Below are 16,194 nucleotides of genomic sequence, written 5' to 3' on the forward strand. Positions count from 1 at the left end.
TGCGCTATGGCAGACGGCTCCTTTTATAATGATGTCTACACTCATCTCAGCTCATCTCACCTTTCTCCTGGCTCAGCTCGTTCCAAAACCATACTGGTAAAATCAGGTGTATTCTACCATCAGACCCATCGGGCGACAACCAGGCCGGATCTCGGAGATGGAGGAACCTCGGATGCGTGCGGATATCTTTAAAAAATCACTTTATCTCGGGAGTATGATTCCTTTAAAATAGAGGGATAAGGTCTGTGAACATTTTCCAGTTTTGTGAAGGTCAGCGGATCCTAACGGATCCATATTTTCGAGCCAGCGAAAGTGAGGAATGACATGAACGGAGGAATAGTCCGACTGCGGGAAATTCTGGATGACATTACACCATCGGAGCGCAAGGTGGCCGATTTTATTCTGCAGCACCCGGGCGAGATGATCGGGCTTTCGATCGCCGAGTTGTCCCGCCGGAGCGGGGGGAGTCAGGCCGCCGTCGTCAGATTGTGCAAATCGGCCGGATTTAAGAGCTACCAGGAGCTGATGCTCAAGGTGGCGGGTGACCTGCAGGAAGGCCAGGAGGAGCCCGGAGGGTATCAGGAGATCCGCCCGCATGACTCGGTGGATGCCATTATTCATAATGTGACGAATAACAATATTCAGTCGATCCGCAACACGGTTAAGGTGCTGGACAAGCACATGGTTGAACGGGCGATCGAGGCGCTCGGCCGGGCGGAGCGGATTTTTTTCTTCGGGATCGGCGCTTCGAACCTCATCGCCCAGGATGCGCAGCACAAGTTTCTGCGGATCAACAAGCCAAGCTTTTCGTTTGCCGACCCGCATCTGCAGCTGACCTCTTCAGTGCTGCTCACAGAGCGGGATGCCGCCGTCGGCATTTCGTATTCCGGCAAAACGGACTATGTCATCTCCGGCATGAAAGCCGCCAAGGAGGCGGGGGCGGTGACGATCTGCATTACGAAATACGGAAATTCGCCGCTGAGCGAGATTGCCGACATCCAGCTGTACACTTCATCGACTGAAAACGATATCCGCAGCGGGGCCACCGCCTCCCGGATTACCCAGCTGAACATCATCGACATGCTGTACCTGGGTGTCGCCAGCCGCAGCTATGACCAGTCGGTGGACTACCTGGAGAAGAGCCGGGCGATGATCAACAAGACGAAACAAAAGGGAGGCTGACCTCAAGGGGGCTTTGGCCCCGGTTGGAGCGTGCCATTCCGCGCTTGACCGCGTCCGCACCTGCGAGGACAGGCCCAATACGTATAAGAGTAACGCTGCAGCAAGAGGCTGCTCCGTTTAATCCGGGGCAGCCTTTTATCACGGGCAAAAAGACTCGCTAACGACTTTTTATTCCATCACGAGAGTTGTGTTCGTTGCCTTGAATCATATCACCGTTCTGCGATCTCTCCAATCGCTTCGGCAGGTAAGATTCGGAAAACAGCAAAAACCCCAAACTTTTGGTTTCCCTCCAGCAGCAGACAATTTATACTTAAATTTGACAAAATGCCATCAAGGCTTGAATGGAGAGCGTTTTGGGAGGATATGTACATCCTTTCATAGTCGGAAGTGAAAATCATTTGGAACCCGCTGGAAGATCCGACGTAAAAAAATGCTGTAAAGTACAAAGCAATGAAATAAGGGGTGTAACGAAAATGGGAAATGAGATGGATGTCATTTTGGTCGAGAAGATGTCAAACGGCAGCCTGCGGACGATGGAAGAGCGCAGATGGGGCATGAATATGGTGGCTGCGCTGGAGCATGTCAACTATATCGTCGTCGGCGGCAAGGAATACGAAACGATTGAGGGAAGGCTGAATGTCGATACCGGCAAGCTTGAGCTTTTGCTGGTGCAGATACGAAACGAGTAACAGGGAACTCGGCGAAAGGAGATGCGATCATGGCAAACGAAGAAAAGGCGAAGCGGAGCGACGAATCCGGATCAAGACGTTTTCCGGTTGAAGGGAAGGCTGCCCGGGTATTGTCCACGTCCCTGGGCGTAGCGCTGCTGGCCAATGCCTTTCTGATCCCGGGAGCGACAGCGGCCGGAGCGTCGGCCAATACATCAGGTGACCAGACCGCGGCGGATGAACCGATCCTGGTCTCCTGGTCGACAGAGGAAGTTAAACAGTATTTTGATAAAAACGCGGACTGGAACATTCCGCTTAAGGAGAAGCCGGAGGAAGACCAGGAGGGGCAATCGGCGTCGACAGGCTCCGGATCGTCAGGCGGCGGAACGACCGTCATTAACAATTACGGCTCGGCTCATTCCGGATTCGGCTGGGATGACCTGCTGCTGTACCACATGCTGTTCAACAGCGGATCCAGCTATTCTACCACCAACTATTACAACGGCCGGCCGACGTACTACACCGGCACCAGCCAAACGTATAAGCCGCGGTCCTATACCAGCGGCACGTTCCAGAACAAGCCGGTCGTCGGCTCGACGGTGCGCCCGAAGACGTCGACTTCGACCGGATCGATCACCCGGAGAGGAACGTCGTCTTCGTCCGGCAGCATCGGCGGCAAGTCAAGCGGATTCAGCTCCTCTTCGAGCTCCCACTCCAGCTCCAGAAGCGGCGGTTTTGGCGGATGAGCAGTGTATTTGAGGTGCTTGCCCCGGGAACCGGTGAGCGCGCGGAGCGGGTGGAGCAGCTGCGGAAGCTGGGCTTTGCCTGGGCCGATCTGGAGGACGAGGAGTACTGGCTGGACCAGATCGTCGTCATGAACGGGGAGACGTACCGCGAACTCGAGGAGGCCTCCTCGAGGCTGTGGGGCGTGCTCGACAAGACGGTCCGCTATGTGCACAAGCGCCGCGACCTGTATGAACTGATCGGCATTCCGCAGATTTTGTGGGATATGCTGGACGACTGTCCGCTTCCAGGGCAAGGTCTGATCAGCCGTTATGCCCGGTTCGATTACGCGGTCGGCCATGACGGAAGCATCAAGCTGTATGAGCTGAACGCCGATACGCCGACCGGCTATGTGGAAGCGTCGATCGCGACCCCCTGGCTGTGCGGCGAAGCGGGAATTCCGACGCCGAACGGGCGCATGAAGGAGCTCGTGAAGGCTGCCTGGGCCGTGGAGCGCCCGGATACCGCCGCCTGCGTCGCCTACGGCAGCCACCTCGAGGACTCGGGAACGATCGAGGCGCTGGTGAAGCACAGCGGCCTTCCCGTGACCTGCGTCGACTGCCTCGATCTGTGGATCGACGAGGGGATCGTCAAGGACGCGACGGGCCGGGAAATCAAGCGGATGTTCGCGCTGTACCCGAAGGAGTGGATGGCCGTCGACGACGGCGGGGACGCGCTTGCCTATGCGATCGAGACCGGCAAGCTTGCGCTTTTTAACGGACCACACAGCATCCTGCTGCAGTCCAAAGGACTGCTGGCGGCGGCCTGGGGATTGTATGAACTGGGCCTCCTATTTGACGAACAGGAGCAGGAGACGGTGGAGAAATATATTTTGCCAACCTACAATAAGCCCGTGTTCTCGGGAAGCTATGTGTCCAAATCGATGTTCGGCCGCGAGGGCGGATCGGTGCGGATGTATAACGAACAAGGAGAGATGGATATCCAGGACGAGGCCGGATTCGACACGAGCGTCCTGTTCCCGTCCGTCTATCAGCTGCGGGCGGAGCTCCCGCGGATTGAGACCGCCGCAGGGCCGCGGCACCTGCTGACCGGTATGTTCGTGATCAACGGACAGCCGTTCGGGCTGCTCGGAAGAGCGGGCGGATTGATTACGGGGAATACGAGCCATTTTATCGCGATGGGAGTGAAATAAATGAAGACCTACCACAAGTTCTTCCGGACGGGTCTGGGACTGTTCCTGCTGGCGGCGCTCCTGCTGAGCGCATGCTCCTCGAATGAACCCTCCGTATTCGATACAACCACGTCGGAGGATACGAACGTATCCCGGGTTCCTTGGGATTACCGGATTGTCGAAGGAACGGTCGGCGATCTCATCGGCAGTGACATGACGGTCCTTCCGGACAACGAGCTGATGCCTAATGATGGCAACTATGCTACGGGGGACAAAATTTGGTCTTTGCAGTACATGGACGCCGAGATGACGACCGGTGCCAACCAGAAGACCGACGTCCGCCTGTCCTCCTGGGACACGATCAAGACGTTCAAGACGCAGGAGGAGGCCAAGAAGGACTTGGCCAATCTGAAAGTTAACGTGACGACCGAAGTCGACCTGGTCGGCGTATACCAAACAAAATACAAGGATCAGACGCGGGACTTTGCGGTCGTGGAGCTGCCTTCCGGCAACCGGATCAAGCAGCCGATCGACGATGCGCGTTACAAGGAACTGGAGAAGAAGAAGAAAGTTTCCGTCAAACTCGAGGAAGTTCATGATTTCGCCGATTACGATTCGGCATACGCCAAATTCAGGGGGTGGGCCAGTTAATGGTCGTCGTTAATATTGTTGTCAGTGTCATCGTCATCATCATCCTGCAGCTGCTCGGAATGGTGATCTTCAGCTGGATGACACCGTTTAAGGACATGGAAGAGCTGAAGAAAGGCAATACGGCCGTCGGCATCGCGCTTGGGGGCAAATTTTTGGGGACGGCCATCATTCTCGGCGTGGCGGCTTATACGAATACGTCCATCTGGTTTTTGGCCATGTGGTTTGCCGTCGGGTACGTGTGCCTGATCGCCGTGTACTGGATTTTTGAGCTGGTGACCCCGGGCTTTAAAATTTCCGAGCAGCTGAAAAAGGGAAATACGGCTGTTGCCGTCCTCTTGTCCATGGTGTTCGTCGGCATGGCTTTTGCCATCAGCAGCCTGATTGTATAAAGCTGTAGATCAAGCTGCCATGCTGAAGAGAGGGTGAGACCGCTGCATTTTTTCCTCCGGCTATCCGCCCGGATGATGCGGATGCGCAAAACGACGATTGGCCTGATTATTGTTATTTTTGTAACGGTGAGTGCAACGATCGCCTATCTGCTCGAGCCGTCTACCTTTCACAGCTGGTTTAATGCCCTGTACTGGGTCATGACGACGATGGCCACGGTCGGGTACGGCGACTTCTTTGCTGCTACGGTAGCCGGTAAACTATTTACGCTGTTTTTATACATCTTCGGTATCGGGCTGCTCAGCTTGGTCATCGGTAAAATCATCGATTCGATCGCGGGCATTCAGCGCCAAAGGGAGGCGGGAACGTTGAATTTTCACGGAGGCAATCATGTCATCTTAATCAATTGGAACCGAAAGGCGAAGTCCGCTATCGACGAGATCCTCACGTACGACCCGAAGGCGCAGATCGTCATCGTCGATGAGACGGAACGTCATCCGGCGCTGCAGATGCACCAGGTGCATTTTGTCAGCGGGGATCCTTCGTCCGCGGAGACGCTGATCAAGGCCGGGATTGAGCGGGCGCGGGCGGCTATTATTTTCGCCGACACCCGGATCGAGGAAACATCGCTGACCGACGGCAAGTCGCTGCTGATCGCCTCGAGCATCGAACGGATCGCGCCCGAGGTGCACACGACGGTGGAAATCATGCACGAGAAGCACATTCAGAACTTCCGGTTTGTCCAGGTCAACGAATTCGTGCTGTCCCACGATGCGATCTCCAGCCTGGCGGTGCGGGCTGCGCTGCAGGAGGGGAATTCGGCGGTGATCAGCCAGCTCATTAGCCGCGAGCACGGGGACGATATCTACGAAGTTCCGTGCAATCCGGCCTGGAAAACCTATGGCGAGGCGTTTCAGGCGCTGCTAGAGCAGGGCGCTACCCTGCTGGCCGACCGGAACGACATGTCGATCAACCGGCGGTTAAGCGAGCCGATCCCGGCCGATGCGAGGCTGTATGTGGTAGCCGATGAGGCGACGTACCGGCGGATTGCCGGGAAATAAAGCCAAAGCACTGGTCAATAGAAATCATTTCCCGAAAGAACCGATGGCCTGCAAGAGCGGGCTTTCGGTTTTTTTAGATATAAGGGTATTCTGGATCGGGCGAAAATGGTAATGGCTACATGACCGAAGCCGTGCGGCTAATGGTCGACTATGCGTTTACCGAGCTGAAGCTCCACCGGATCGTAGCCTGCGTTATGCCACGCAACCTGGGATCCACCCGCGTGCTCGAAAAAGCGGGCTTTCACCATGAAGGCATCGCCCGCAGCAATGTGCTGATCAACGGCAAGTGGGAGGATCATCAGGTGCTGGCCATCATCAATCCGGAAGACTAGCGGGAAGGGTCCGGCTCGCTTGGATCGGCGGTTTCGGCCGGCTTCAGCGAATCGGGGGGATCCTTCAGCGTAGACTCGATCAGCACATCGATCCCATTCCCGGTCTGGACGGCAATAGCCTGATCGGGAGCCGTTCCCTGGATGGAAAATATGCCGGTTCCCACCTTGTATTTATTGGAATAGGTTCCGTGGTATTCGTGGCCTTCGACATCGGCGTAGGTTTCTACGGTGCCGAGGCGGGTGCCGAGTTTGACGGAGTGCAGCTCGGTCAGCCGATACAGACGGCTATCCCAGCGGATAAACGGAAAGGCCCAGGAATGCGAGATGCCGGTTTGTACCGTCTTGTGTGCACCAGTTTTCCCTGATTCTCGGCTGCCGCATCCCGGCAGTGTCGTGAGCAGCAGAACACTGGCCAGGAGTGCGGAGGGCAGGATCAGAGCGCGGCGGCAGAGAAATAATATGAATAGTGGTTTACGAGGAATAGTAGTCACCTCCCAAGTATTCATTCCCATATTAAGGTACTTTGGGCAGTGTGGAAAGAGAATCAAATGCCCGCTGCCCTCATCATTTTGTATTGAGGAAATGAGCGGAGGCTGACGGCAAGCATCGTGCACTGCAATGAAGGAGGATTATATCTGTGAGTCAAACGATACGCGTAGAATGGGGCGGCCAGCCGGTCAAGCTGACCTGGATCCCAACGAAGGACATGCCGGATCCGGCCAAAGTGACCAGCGTTCACGGCATCTGTATGCTGCGGGGCAACGTGCTGGCCGTCCATGTGGACGGGCGCGGTTTTGATATCCCCGGCGGGCATGTCGAGCCGGGCGAGACGCCGGAGGAGGCGTTTCACCGCGAGGTGCTGGAGGAAGGCAGCGTCCGCGGCCGTGCCGAGTACATCGGGATGATGGAAGTGAGCCACGAGGAGAACGAGCATTTTGACCCGAACGGCAAGTATCCGCTGGTCGGCTACCAGCTGTTTTACCGGATGGACATTGAGGAATGCTTGCCGTTTAACCGGGAAAACGAGTGCCTGGCCCGAATTTGGGTGGAGCCTGAAGAGTTTCGTTATGTCATTGATCATGCCTTATTGGGACTGGTGCTGGAGGAGGCGCTGAAGCAGCCAGCCGGCGAATCGGGAGGGGAACGATGAAGGCGTGTAAACGCGCCTGTATCAGGAAGAAGTCGTCCATTGGGAACGCCTCCCCCTAGAGTTCGGAAGACCCGGAAACCGCCTATTCCTATTGCTCGGCCCCTGATTGATGCTCGTAGTTCCTCATCAGCATGCCCGTCGCTTTTTTCATACCCAAACGGGCGTAAAACTCCTGCACATCCGGATCGCACAGCAGATCCACCATATACAGCCCCTTCAGCCTCTCCAGCATCCGTGCCGTCAGCTCCTTGCCGATCCCCCGGCCCTGATAATCCGGAATCACTTCAAGCAAAGGTATATAGGCCGTTAATACTTTGTCTGATAAACAATTAATAAAGCCAATCATTCGCTTGGTATCGGCATCCATAGCCAGTATGATAAAGGTAGAGTTCGCAAGCAGCCGGATCAGCACAGCGGGCGAGGGCGGGTTGGGCCAGCCGTCGAAAAAGCCGGGGGCAACCGAAGACTCCGTGATTCCCTGCAGATGGTCCTGGTAAATAATCATTGAGTGTACCTTCTTTCCTGAAAATGTAATGAGTTGGTATGACTTTACTATATAGGAGGTCTATCATGGACAACAACCCTGTCTGGTCGGAGCAGATGCCGGCTGTTCAGTTCCGTGTGGCGCGCCCGACGCACCAAATTGAGAAAATCAAACAGTTCTACCATGAAGGGCTCGGACTGCCGGTCATCGGCTCATTTCAGCAGCATCAAGGCTATGACGGTGTGATGTTCGGCTTGCCGGATTCCGCCTATCATCTTGAATTTACGCAGCATGAACACGGGATTCCCTTGCCGCCGCCCTCAGAGGACAATCTGCTGGTGTTTTACATACCGGATGCTGACAAGCGAAATGCCATCGCGCAGCGTCTTCAGGCGATGGGTTACCCGGCTGTCAAAGCCGAGAACCCGTACTGGGACGTTAACGGCATCACCATCTGCGACCCGGACGGCTGGCGCATCGTGCTGCAAAATACTAGCGGCCTATAGAATACAAAAGGAAAAAGCGGTTATACAGATCAAGTGTTACGAAAAATGGTAAGCAGATACATGCTGACGAAGGCAGCTTACCCAGGGGGCGATTATAATGAGCAGCAGTCCAATAAACCCGGCTGAGTGGATCGTGGAGGCCGATATTGCCGGCATGCAGGAAGCGATGAATACCGGCACCATCACTTCGGAAGAGCTGGTCCAGCTGTATTTGGAACGAATCCGGCAGTTTGACGGAAAACTGAAATCGATTATCGAAGTGAACCCCGAGGCGCTGGATATCGCGCGGGGGCTCGACGAAGAGCGGTACGAAATCGGCACCCGCGGGCCGCTGCACGGCATCCCGATTTTGTTGAAGGACAACATTGCTACGCGGGATGCGATGCATACCAGCGCAGGGGCGCTGGCGCTGGCGGATTCGGTAGCCGTGAAGGACTCCTTCGTGGCGGAAAAATTGCGGGCCGCCGGGGCGGTATTGCTCGGAAAAGCCAATATGACCGAGTGGGCCAACTTTATGTCCAGCACGATGTGGTCGGGATACAGCAGCCGTGCCGGGTTATGTCTAAACCCTTATGGACCAGGCGAACTGTTCGTCGGCGGCTCGAGCTCCGGCTCGGCCAGCGCGGTGGCGGCGAATCTGGCCGCGGCCGCCATCGGTACGGAGACCTCCGGGTCGATCATCAGCCCGGCCAGCCAGAACAATATCGTCGGGATCAAACCGACGATCGGGTTAGTAAGCCGAGCCGGCATTATTCCGATATCGCATACGCAGGATACGGCGGGCCCCATGGCCCGAACGGTGGCCGACGTGGCGGTGCTGCTGGGCGCTCTGACCGGCGTAGACCCGGAGGATGAGGTGACACATGGCAGCAGCGGTCAATTTTATACGGACTATACGCCGTTTCTGGATGCCGAATGTCTCCCGCAGGCGAGAATCGGGATTCCGAGGTTTTACTATCAGGATCTGGATGAGGACCGGCTGAATATTATCGAAGCCGCGATCAGGGTGCTGAAGGAGAAGGGAGCCGAGATCATCGATCCCGTCGAATTATCCTGCGAGCAGGCGGAGTGGGATGGCCATGTGCTGACCTATGAATTTAAAAAAGGGGTCAATGACTACTTGTCCCGCTTGCCGGAAACCGTGCCGGTGCATTCACTCGAAGAGGTGATCCGGTTCAATGAAGAGCATGCGGATACCTGCCTCCGCTACGGGCAGGACGTTCTGATCCATTCGGAGGCTACCAGCGGCACGCTGTCCGAAAAGGAGTATACCGACAGCCTGAAGCGCAGCGTCAGTCAGGCAAGGCAGGGGCTGAACGGGGCTTTCGATGAGCATAAGCTGGATGCCCTCTTGTTTCTGGGGAGTGAAGGGGGAGATGACCTGGCGGCACGGGCCGGTTTCCCCGTCATTACGGTGCCGGGCGGATTCGCCGAGCGCGGAGTCATTGCACCCGGCGGTTATACCACCAAAGGGCCTCAGGGGATCACTTTTATCGGCCGGGCTTTCAGCGAGCCGACGCTGATCAAGATCGCTTACGGCTATGAACAGGCCACCAGGCACCGGGTGCCTCCTGTCCTGGAGTAGGCAAGGGGGATGGTGAAAACTTAAAGCTGGTTTTTCAAGTAACGCCGCCGCGATGACCCGACCAGAAGGATGGAAACGAAAAGCATGATGAGACTTGCGGGCATAGGTTGGCCGTAAATCCAGCATTGGACGATCCGGGCGACGGCAGCCAGTCCAAGAATGAGTGACAACAGGATAAACGGGTCCAGCCTGCGTTTTAATCCCTTGCTGAACAGGAGCTTGATACCCCCGATCACTAGAGCGGACCAAAACAACACCATCAAGACAGCCGCCAAACCGATCAAGGCGAAATTCACGCGGGCTTCCCCCTTTCCAGAAAAGTGATGTATGATAGCAGTATAGCTTGCGTCCCATAATATGTAAAATACACACGGAAAGGGGGCAGCCCATGCGTTCCCAGCTTGCTATTAAATATCCGCTGCGGGCAAAATTTTTGATCAGCATGGTTGTGATTCTAGCCATTACGATTCAAATGTTAATTGTTAATTCGTTGGATGACAATTTTAAAATAAGTATTTACGTCATGAATATATTGCTGCTTCTATTTATTGCCGGGGCCATTACGGTTGCACTCTTCCGCTCGGCAGGCAAACCCAAGTCACTGCTGCTCGAGCCGGGAAAGCTTGTTCTGGAAGGCAAGGAAGTATCCGCTGCGGGCATTCAGGGCGTGTGGATCAACGAGCGCTGGTATGGAATCAAGCTGAAGCAGCGGCGGATCGTGCCGATGAAGCTGTGCTTTGTCCTGCAGCCCCGTCAGCCCGCTGGCGAGCCAGAGCTTCTCCAATGGGCGGAGGAGCATGCAATCCCCGTGGAACAGAGATTTTTTATCCGGTGGATGTAGCCGGCTAGACCAGATTCAGCTTATCCAAATTGCTGCGGATCACGCCGCAGGAGGAGGCGAATCGCCCGCGCTCTTCTTCATTCAGATTCAGCTCGATAATTTCTTGGATCCCGTCGCTGTGAATAATCGCCGGGACGCCGGTACACACGCCGTGTTCGCCGTATTCTCCCTCGAGGATGGCCGACACGGCGATTATTTTATGCTCATCGTTCAGCACCGAGCGGGTGATGTGGGCAATGGCACTACCGATGCCAAAATGCGTAGATCCTTTGCGGGTGTAGATCTCCCAGCCGGCGTCCTTCGTTTTTCGGGCGATGTCCGTCAGGTCCACGTGCTTAAATCGCTCCTTGTGTTGTGAGAGAATGTCCAGAACCGGTTTGCGCGAAGTGTCGATGGACGTTCCGGTGCCGATGACCCGGTTCCGTGGAAAGCCTGACAACTGCCGGATCAGATAGGTGACAATATCGACCGGATTGGCCGCGGTGATGAATATGCCCTCAAAGCCGCTCTTCAAAATCGGCGTAACGATCTGTCGGGTGATAAGTACCGCCTCTTCAAGCACGTCCAGCCGGGTCTGGCCCGGCTTCGGATTAGCTCCTGCCGTCAATATTACGACGTCCATATCCGAACAGTCCGCGTATGTTCCAGCGTAAACCGAAGTGCGCGTATGCGTAAAATCAATGCAGTGCGACAAGTCGAGCGCCTGCGCCAGCGCGCGGTCATAAGTGCGGTCGACCATCATGATCTCATCGCAGATCGATTGGTTGATCATGGAATAAGCTGCAGTTGCACCGACCATGCCCGAGCCGACGATGGCGACCCTGCGCTTCCTTCTTTTCATTTCCGCCACCTCCGTCTCCGTGAGCTAGAATTCCTCAAATTACCTTAAGGGCGATTCGGCCAGGGAACAATATGGAGCTCCCGCCCGCGCCTCCACCAGGCCAGCGCATCCAGACGTACCCACCTTTTGCACATGGTCGTGCTGACCGAACTTCCCAGTATGGCGATCAGCTCATGCCCGTTGGCCCGCTTGAGGCCGGCATACACCGCAGAGCTGAGAATAATTTCGTAGACCACAAACGTAAACACATCGGATCGGGACACGACCCAAACCGTAAACTCGGAACGCCGCCTGGGGCGCCCTAGGTCCTTCTTCATTCCTTTCCTCCTGCCCTGTGCCCTGGGGTAATTTTGAAGCGGCACTTTGAATCGTGGAATCATATTATTTTATGGAGAATCGGGCTTGGGCTATTCGCTCCTCACGCGGAGTGGAAGGTTTCGGCCGCAGGGCGCAATGCGAGAGGACATCAAAAATGGGCGGAGGAGCAAGCGGGCGTCAGCATATTGCGGATTACGGTTGGCAATAAATATAGTACATGGTAAACCGGGAGCGGCCTTACAGGTGTGGGGCTGCTCTTTTGGCATGATCAGGTGCGGAAGGGGGATCCAAGTTGGGGTAACGAAAAAGCATCACCGGTTTTTATCGCAAACCATCAAACAAGCCTTTGAGATGAAGAAGGTTGCGCTCCCGTGGAACCGGGCTTTATGCGCCGGCTTGTGCATTGGCCTGCCATCCCTGATCGGGTTTTGGCTTGGCCAATTTTCGTACGGGATGCTGGCAGGAACAGGCGGTTTCTCCTATCTGTACGTGGCGAGCGAGCCGTATGGGTTTAGGGCCAAAAAAATTCTGTTTGCCGCTCTGGGACTGACATTCTCTGTGGCAGCGGGCACGCTGCTGGCTCCCTACCCGCTTCTTGCCGCCTTTGTTCTGGGCTGCATCGGGGCAGCGACGTCTTACCTGTTTGGCGTGCTGAAGTTTAAAGGTCCCGGAGCGTTATTCTTCGTGCTCAGCTTCACGCTGGCCACGGGGATGCCGCCCGATCCTTCCCAGGCGTTCCTCCGCGGCGGCTTGGTGTTTCTAGGCGGAATGCTGGCCTGGTGCTTTGCTATGGCCGGCTGGCTGCTTCGGCCGCACGGTCCCGAAGTCGGCGCCGTCCGCCAGCTGTATCTCGACTTGGGATCCCTATTGGATGGTGCGGGCACCCGGGAATACAGCCGGGCCCGGCATCAGACGCTGCTGTCCATGTACAGCGCGGAAACCACGCTCGCGACAGGCGGGTTTGATCGGCGAAGCGACGCAACACCGCGCCGGTTGTCGCGGATGTACTCGCTTGCGCACCACATTTATCTGATTACGGACAAAATTCCGTTGGCCGTGGGGGAGAAGCTGCCGCCCGGGCTCAGCGCCGCGGTCAGAAGGGCAGGGGAAGCGTGCGGGCAGCCGGATGTATGGGTTCAAACGCCGCTGCCGGACGGCCCGGATCCCCGCATCCGGGATCTGAGGGACCTTGTTGGGCAGCTGGATGCTATTTTTAGCGATGCGGAACCCGAGGTGGAGCAGGACCGCCGCAAGCTGACCCGCACTCCGGTGCGGAGCATCCTGGAGGGCAATTTGGATAAGGACTCGATCGTATTTCTGCAGGCGATCCGGTTCGGTGTCATTTTGATGGTGGCTGCCGCTGCTGCGTATGCGTTTCAGCTGAACCGATCCTACTGGGTGCCGCTCTCCTGTGCTTCGGTGATGCTCGGCGCCACCGTCATCGCCACCTTTCACCGGGCGATTCAGCGATCCCTCGGAACGATACTTGGCATCCTCATCGCCAGCGCGATATTGTGGACCCACCCGGAGGGATTTGTCGTATCCATTGCGATCATGCTGTTCACTTTTTTTACGGAGCTGCTCATCGTGCGAAACTACGCCCTGGCTATGCTGTTCATTACACCCAACGCGCTGCTGATGGCGGAGACCAATACCCGGATACATAACTTTGGCTATTTTGCCGGCGCCAGGCTGACCGACGTGCTCGTCGGCAGCGTTATCGGCCTGATCGGCGTGCTGCTGGTCGGCAGCCGCTCGGCTTCCAGCCGGATTCCGTACCTTCTCGGCCGGACGATCCGCAGCCAGGCGCAGTTTCTGGCGCTGCTGTTCATTCGGCAGCCTGCGAGTGCCACAGCGAGGTTGAGCCTCATCCTCCAGCAGCGCTCCATGCGGCGGCACCTGTCCAATCTGAGGACGGTGTACCAGACCGCACTCGGCGAGATTCCGCGCAGCGAGGAGGAGCTGGAGAAACTGCTGCCCGTCATCTGGTCGCTGGATCAGTTCGGGTACGTGCTGAACTCCTACGCGCTGAGCGCCCTCCGGCCCGTCCTGCCCGACCCGGAGCTGGGAGCGGTGCTGCTCCATCTCGAGAAAATGGCCCAGTCCGCAGAGCAGCGGCGGGAGACGGAAGAGGAGCCAGAGGGAACCGACGGGCTGGAGCTGCCGCTGGTGCCGGATATCAGGCAGGAGCTCGCCGATCTCCGGCATGCGCTGAACGGCAGGTGAGCGGGCACCAATCCCAACAAAAAACAGCCCTCTTCCATGGCAAATGCCTTGGAAAGAGGGCTGTTTGGTTTAATGCGTCAAACGATGGTTTACAGATTAGTAAGCCAACGTGTAAAGAGCTTTGATGTGGGACAGGTAACGGATGTTACTTGCTTCCTTCATCAGGGACGCAGGCAGACCTTTGAGGGACGTGTTGCTTTCGCCGATGGTAGCAACGGCATCTTTACGGCCCAGGCTTGCAAGCGTACCGGAGTTCACCGGAGCAAATGTTTCGAACGCATGGTTTTCGAGCAGGGCGTACAGGTTGTAGCCGATCAGCTCGCCCATTTGCCAAGCGATTTGCGCGGTTGGCGGTTGTGGACGTCCGCTTGGATCAAATACAACGGCGCTGTCCCCAGCCACAAACACGTCCGGATGGGAAGTGGATTGCAGGAATTCATTAACGGTAGCGCGTCCGCGGTTTACTTCGAGGCCGGATTCGCCTACGAGCGGGTTGCCTTGCACGCCGCCTGTCCATACGAAGGTGTTGGTTACGATCTTTTGACCGTCTTTTAGGTCAACCACGTTGCCTTCCACGTTCGTTACAGGCAATCCTGTCAGGAAGGTTACGCCGCGTTTTTCCAGACTGCTTTGCGCGCGCTCGATGAGGTGATCAGGCAGTACAGGCAGGATTTTAGGGCCAGCTTCAACCAGAAGCAGCTTCACTTCGGCTGGATTTACGCCGTATTTTTTAGCCAGACCCGGCATGATATCAGCGATTTCGCCGACAAGCTCAACGCCGGTCAAGCCGCCGCCGCCGATGAGGATCGTTGCGTCAGCTTCGTTTTTGGTTTTGGAGTATTCGCGAATGCGGTCTTCGATGTGCTTATGAATGTTCAGCGCGTCTTCAGCAGACTTCAGCACGAAGCTGTACTGCTCGAGCCCTGGAATGCCGAAGTAAGCCGTTTTACTTCCGAGTGCGACAACCAAAGCGTCGTAAGACAGGCTGGAACCGTCGGAAAGCTTGATTTCTTTGCTGTCTACGGAGAAAGAGTTGACCGTTGCGATCTTCAGGTCGACTTCTTTGCCCTTGAACAGTTTTTCGAGCGGCATAGCGATGGCTTTCTCAGCAATGCTGCCTGCAGCCAGACGGTGCAGCTCGGTAATGATTTGGTGTGTAGGGTATTGGTTCACGACCGTAACCCGTGCTTGATCTTTGTTCATATATTTGCGTACGGTCAGAGCGGCAAGCAAGCCGCCGTAACCGGCACCCAAAATGACAATATGTTTTGACATGGTTTTTCCTCCGTCCTTACTGGTTAGATGTATAAAAGATTATTGTTGTTTTGCTTTTTCCGCAGAAATTTGAAGGTAAGCGTTCAGGAACCGGAAGATTTTTTGAGCTTGCGGATCCTTCAGCATTTTAAGCAGACCAAAAAGACCGATCACTTCGTTGCTGTCTTCAGCGCGGTCTTTCGCTTCGATGACAGTAGCGGCGATGTTCTTCACCGAATGCTTCACAGGCTCCACAATTTCGGTGATCGCGCCGACAGTGTCGCTCTTCAGCACTTTGTCGGTAGCGACGGTTTGAGCGAAGTCATAAGACTTTGTCAATAGATTCACAAGCTCAGTCAGCTTTGGAAGCTGGTCGACCAGAATCGTAAGGGATTCCTGCACCTCAGGTTTGAGCAGCTGGTCCAGCACGTCGTTTTGTTCCTTGCCGACAGACACGTTTTGTGTCTCTTGTTCAGAAATTGCTTCTGACATGTCCATTTCTCCTTTGCGTAAGCAGTTGTGCTTAAGTATTTTTATAATGAAAAGGAGCTCATAGACTCCCTTCGAAGGAGTATCTACAAGCCACAAGACCTTTTCCGTCCGAAAAGGCCTAGTCACTATCGTCCTCCTAATGTTAACATAAATGATCGTAAAAAGGACCACTTTACGAAAGAAATGTGAAAAAATATACATGGTATCGCCGCCATCGATTGGAAAAGAGCTTTCAGGCCGGGCGTCCGGCGCGGCGGACCCGCTTATTTCATTCGTTTTAAGCATTTTCCAAACGGCCTGG

19 protein-coding genes and 1 pseudogene are annotated in these 16,194 nt (G+C 55.7%); 13 read left to right on the forward strand and 7 right to left on the reverse strand.

All coding sequences use genetic code 11. From position 1 onward, the window contains the following. Positions 1–324: 324 nt before the first annotated feature. The 8 genes and pseudogenes from KI379_RS22780 to KI379_RS22815 form a co-directional block, all read left to right on the forward strand. On the forward strand, positions 325–1,182 hold the full coding sequence (locus tag KI379_RS22780; protein ID WP_116232856.1) for a MurR/RpiR family transcriptional regulator: 858 nt from the start codon (positions 325–327) through the stop codon (positions 1,180–1,182). Positions 1,183–1,655: 473 nt separating this feature from the next. Continuing rightward, entirely contained in the window at positions 1,656–1,871 is a 216-nt protein-coding gene (locus KI379_RS22785; RefSeq protein WP_076172771.1) for a hypothetical protein, read from the forward strand. Positions 1,872–1,900: 29 nt separating this feature from the next. Further along, positions 1,901–2,596 carry a hypothetical protein gene (locus KI379_RS22790; RefSeq protein ID WP_076172772.1) on the forward strand — a complete coding sequence of 232 codons (696 nt, stop codon included), beginning with the start codon at positions 1,901–1,903 and terminating at the stop codon, positions 2,594–2,596. Next, the gene (locus KI379_RS22795) at positions 2,593–3,786 is read left to right on the forward strand and encodes a glutathionylspermidine synthase family protein (protein ID WP_212984988.1); all 1,194 of its coding nucleotides are present in this window, start codon (positions 2,593–2,595) and stop codon (positions 3,784–3,786) included. Before KI379_RS22790 ends, KI379_RS22795 begins: the two co-directional genes overlap by 4 nt. Continuing rightward, entirely contained in the window at positions 3,787–4,416 is a 630-nt protein-coding gene (locus KI379_RS22800; RefSeq protein WP_089549164.1) for a hypothetical protein, read from the forward strand. Next, positions 4,416–4,805 (forward strand): DUF350 domain-containing protein, encoded by a 390-nt coding sequence (locus KI379_RS22805; RefSeq protein WP_076172775.1) that lies wholly within the window; start codon positions 4,416–4,418, stop codon positions 4,803–4,805. Before KI379_RS22800 ends, KI379_RS22805 begins: the two co-directional genes overlap by 1 nt. Before the next feature lie 81 nt (positions 4,806–4,886). After that, on the forward strand, positions 4,887–5,864 hold the full coding sequence (locus KI379_RS22810; protein ID WP_373309608.1) for a potassium channel family protein: 978 nt from the start codon (positions 4,887–4,889) through the stop codon (positions 5,862–5,864). 104 nt (positions 5,865–5,968) lie between these two features. Then, positions 5,969–6,196: pseudogene (locus KI379_RS22815) on the forward strand (GNAT family N-acetyltransferase); the annotation flags it as partial. Here the strand turns inward: KI379_RS22815 and KI379_RS22820 are convergent. Continuing rightward, positions 6,193–6,687, reverse strand: a complete 495-nt coding sequence (locus KI379_RS22820) for a hypothetical protein (RefSeq protein ID WP_212984989.1) — start codon at positions 6,685–6,687, stop codon at positions 6,193–6,195. The pseudogene KI379_RS22815 and the gene KI379_RS22820 sit on opposite strands and share 4 nt — an antisense overlap. Positions 6,688–6,833: 146 nt before the next feature. Here KI379_RS22820 and KI379_RS22825 point away from each other — a divergent pair, with 146 nt between their 5' ends. Further along, positions 6,834–7,346 carry an NUDIX domain-containing protein gene (locus KI379_RS22825; protein WP_244879410.1) on the forward strand — a complete coding sequence of 171 codons (513 nt, stop codon included), beginning with the start codon at positions 6,834–6,836 and terminating at the stop codon, positions 7,344–7,346. An 88-nt stretch (positions 7,347–7,434) separates the two neighbouring features. On the opposite strand, the gene KI379_RS22830 is transcribed toward KI379_RS22825, so the two are convergent. Then, the gene (locus KI379_RS22830; protein ID WP_306433699.1) at positions 7,435–7,851 is read right to left on the reverse strand and encodes a GNAT family N-acetyltransferase; all 417 of its coding nucleotides are present in this window, start codon (positions 7,849–7,851) and stop codon (positions 7,435–7,437) included. A 65-nt stretch (positions 7,852–7,916) separates the two neighbouring features. Between KI379_RS22830 and KI379_RS22835 the strand changes: the two genes are divergently transcribed. Beyond that, entirely contained in the window at positions 7,917–8,336 is a 420-nt protein-coding gene (locus KI379_RS22835) for a VOC family protein (RefSeq protein ID WP_212984990.1), read from the forward strand. A gap of 97 nt (positions 8,337–8,433) precedes the next feature. Then, positions 8,434–9,921: an amidase family protein gene (locus KI379_RS22840; RefSeq protein WP_212984991.1), complete on the forward strand. Its 1,488-nt coding sequence runs from the start codon at positions 8,434–8,436 to the stop codon at positions 9,919–9,921. Positions 9,922–9,941: 20 nt separating this feature from the next. Here the strand turns inward: KI379_RS22840 and KI379_RS22845 are convergent, their stop codons facing one another. Beyond that, the gene (locus tag KI379_RS22845; protein WP_152399426.1) at positions 9,942–10,217 is read right to left on the reverse strand and encodes a hypothetical protein; all 276 of its coding nucleotides are present in this window, start codon (positions 10,215–10,217) and stop codon (positions 9,942–9,944) included. A gap of 92 nt (positions 10,218–10,309) precedes the next feature. On the opposite strand from KI379_RS22845, the gene KI379_RS22850 reads away from it, so the two are divergent. Then, entirely contained in the window at positions 10,310–10,762 is a 453-nt protein-coding gene (locus tag KI379_RS22850; RefSeq protein ID WP_212984992.1) for a hypothetical protein, read from the forward strand. A 4-nt stretch (positions 10,763–10,766) separates the two neighbouring features. Here the strand turns inward: KI379_RS22850 and KI379_RS22855 are convergent, their stop codons facing one another. Next, the gene (locus KI379_RS22855) at positions 10,767–11,603 is read right to left on the reverse strand and encodes an L-lactate dehydrogenase (RefSeq protein ID WP_212984993.1); all 837 of its coding nucleotides are present in this window, start codon (positions 11,601–11,603) and stop codon (positions 10,767–10,769) included. Positions 11,604–11,647: 44 nt separating this feature from the next. Continuing rightward, entirely contained in the window at positions 11,648–11,920 is a 273-nt protein-coding gene (locus KI379_RS22860; protein ID WP_076172785.1) for a hypothetical protein, read from the reverse strand. 265 nt (positions 11,921–12,185) lie between these two features. Here KI379_RS22860 and KI379_RS22865 point away from each other — a divergent pair, with 265 nt between their 5' ends. Further along, the gene (locus KI379_RS22865; protein WP_212984994.1) at positions 12,186–14,147 is read left to right on the forward strand and encodes an FUSC family protein; all 1,962 of its coding nucleotides are present in this window, start codon (positions 12,186–12,188) and stop codon (positions 14,145–14,147) included. 96 nt (positions 14,148–14,243) lie between these two features. Here the strand turns inward: KI379_RS22865 and KI379_RS22870 are convergent, their stop codons facing one another. Further along, positions 14,244–15,422: an NAD(P)/FAD-dependent oxidoreductase gene (locus KI379_RS22870; protein ID WP_076172787.1), complete on the reverse strand. Its 1,179-nt coding sequence runs from the start codon at positions 15,420–15,422 to the stop codon at positions 14,244–14,246. A 39-nt stretch (positions 15,423–15,461) separates the two neighbouring features. Next, complete coding sequence (locus KI379_RS22875) at positions 15,462–15,893, reverse strand: DUF1641 domain-containing protein (RefSeq protein ID WP_076172788.1); 432 nt, start codon at positions 15,891–15,893, stop codon at positions 15,462–15,464. Positions 15,894–16,194: the final 301 nt, after the last annotated feature.

The sequence above is a fragment of the Paenibacillus cineris genome (genome assembly GCF_018333335.1).
GTDB classification, from domain to species: Bacteria; Bacillota; Bacilli; order Paenibacillales; family Paenibacillaceae; genus Paenibacillus_AQ; species Paenibacillus_AQ favisporus.

Excerpts from the sequence above, each read along its gene's own strand:
- KI379_RS22780 (WP_116232856.1), top strand. The coding sequence starts at position 325 with ATGAACGGAGGAATAGTCCGACTGCGGGAAATTCTGGATGACATTACA.
- KI379_RS22785 (WP_076172771.1), top strand. The coding sequence starts at position 1,656 with ATGGGAAATGAGATGGATGTCATTTTGGTCGAGAAGATGTCAAACGGC.
- KI379_RS22790 (WP_076172772.1), top strand. The coding sequence starts at position 1,901 with ATGGCAAACGAAGAAAAGGCGAAGCGGAGCGACGAATCCGGATCAAGA.
- KI379_RS22795 (WP_212984988.1), top strand. The coding sequence starts at position 2,593 with ATGAGCAGTGTATTTGAGGTGCTTGCCCCGGGAACCGGTGAGCGCGCG.
- KI379_RS22800 (WP_089549164.1), top strand. The coding sequence starts at position 3,787 with ATGAAGACCTACCACAAGTTCTTCCGGACGGGTCTGGGACTGTTCCTG.
- KI379_RS22805 (WP_076172775.1), top strand. The coding sequence starts at position 4,416 with ATGGTCGTCGTTAATATTGTTGTCAGTGTCATCGTCATCATCATCCTG.
- KI379_RS22810 (WP_373309608.1), top strand. The coding sequence starts at position 4,887 with ATGCGCAAAACGACGATTGGCCTGATTATTGTTATTTTTGTAACGGTG.
- KI379_RS22830 (WP_306433699.1), bottom strand. The coding sequence starts at position 7,851 with ATGATTATTTACCAGGACCATCTGCAGGGAATCACGGAGTCTTCGGTT.
- KI379_RS22835 (WP_212984990.1), top strand. The coding sequence starts at position 7,917 with ATGGACAACAACCCTGTCTGGTCGGAGCAGATGCCGGCTGTTCAGTTC.
- KI379_RS22840 (WP_212984991.1), top strand. The coding sequence starts at position 8,434 with ATGAGCAGCAGTCCAATAAACCCGGCTGAGTGGATCGTGGAGGCCGAT.
- KI379_RS22850 (WP_212984992.1), top strand. The coding sequence starts at position 10,310 with ATGCGTTCCCAGCTTGCTATTAAATATCCGCTGCGGGCAAAATTTTTG.
- KI379_RS22855 (WP_212984993.1), bottom strand. The coding sequence starts at position 11,603 with ATGAAAAGAAGGAAGCGCAGGGTCGCCATCGTCGGCTCGGGCATGGTC.
- KI379_RS22860 (WP_076172785.1), bottom strand. The coding sequence starts at position 11,920 with ATGAAGAAGGACCTAGGGCGCCCCAGGCGGCGTTCCGAGTTTACGGTT.
- KI379_RS22865 (WP_212984994.1), top strand. The coding sequence starts at position 12,186 with ATGATCAGGTGCGGAAGGGGGATCCAAGTTGGGGTAACGAAAAAGCAT.
- KI379_RS22870 (WP_076172787.1), bottom strand. The coding sequence starts at position 15,422 with ATGTCAAAACATATTGTCATTTTGGGTGCCGGTTACGGCGGCTTGCTT.
- KI379_RS22875 (WP_076172788.1), bottom strand. The coding sequence starts at position 15,893 with ATGTCAGAAGCAATTTCTGAACAAGAGACACAAAACGTGTCTGTCGGC.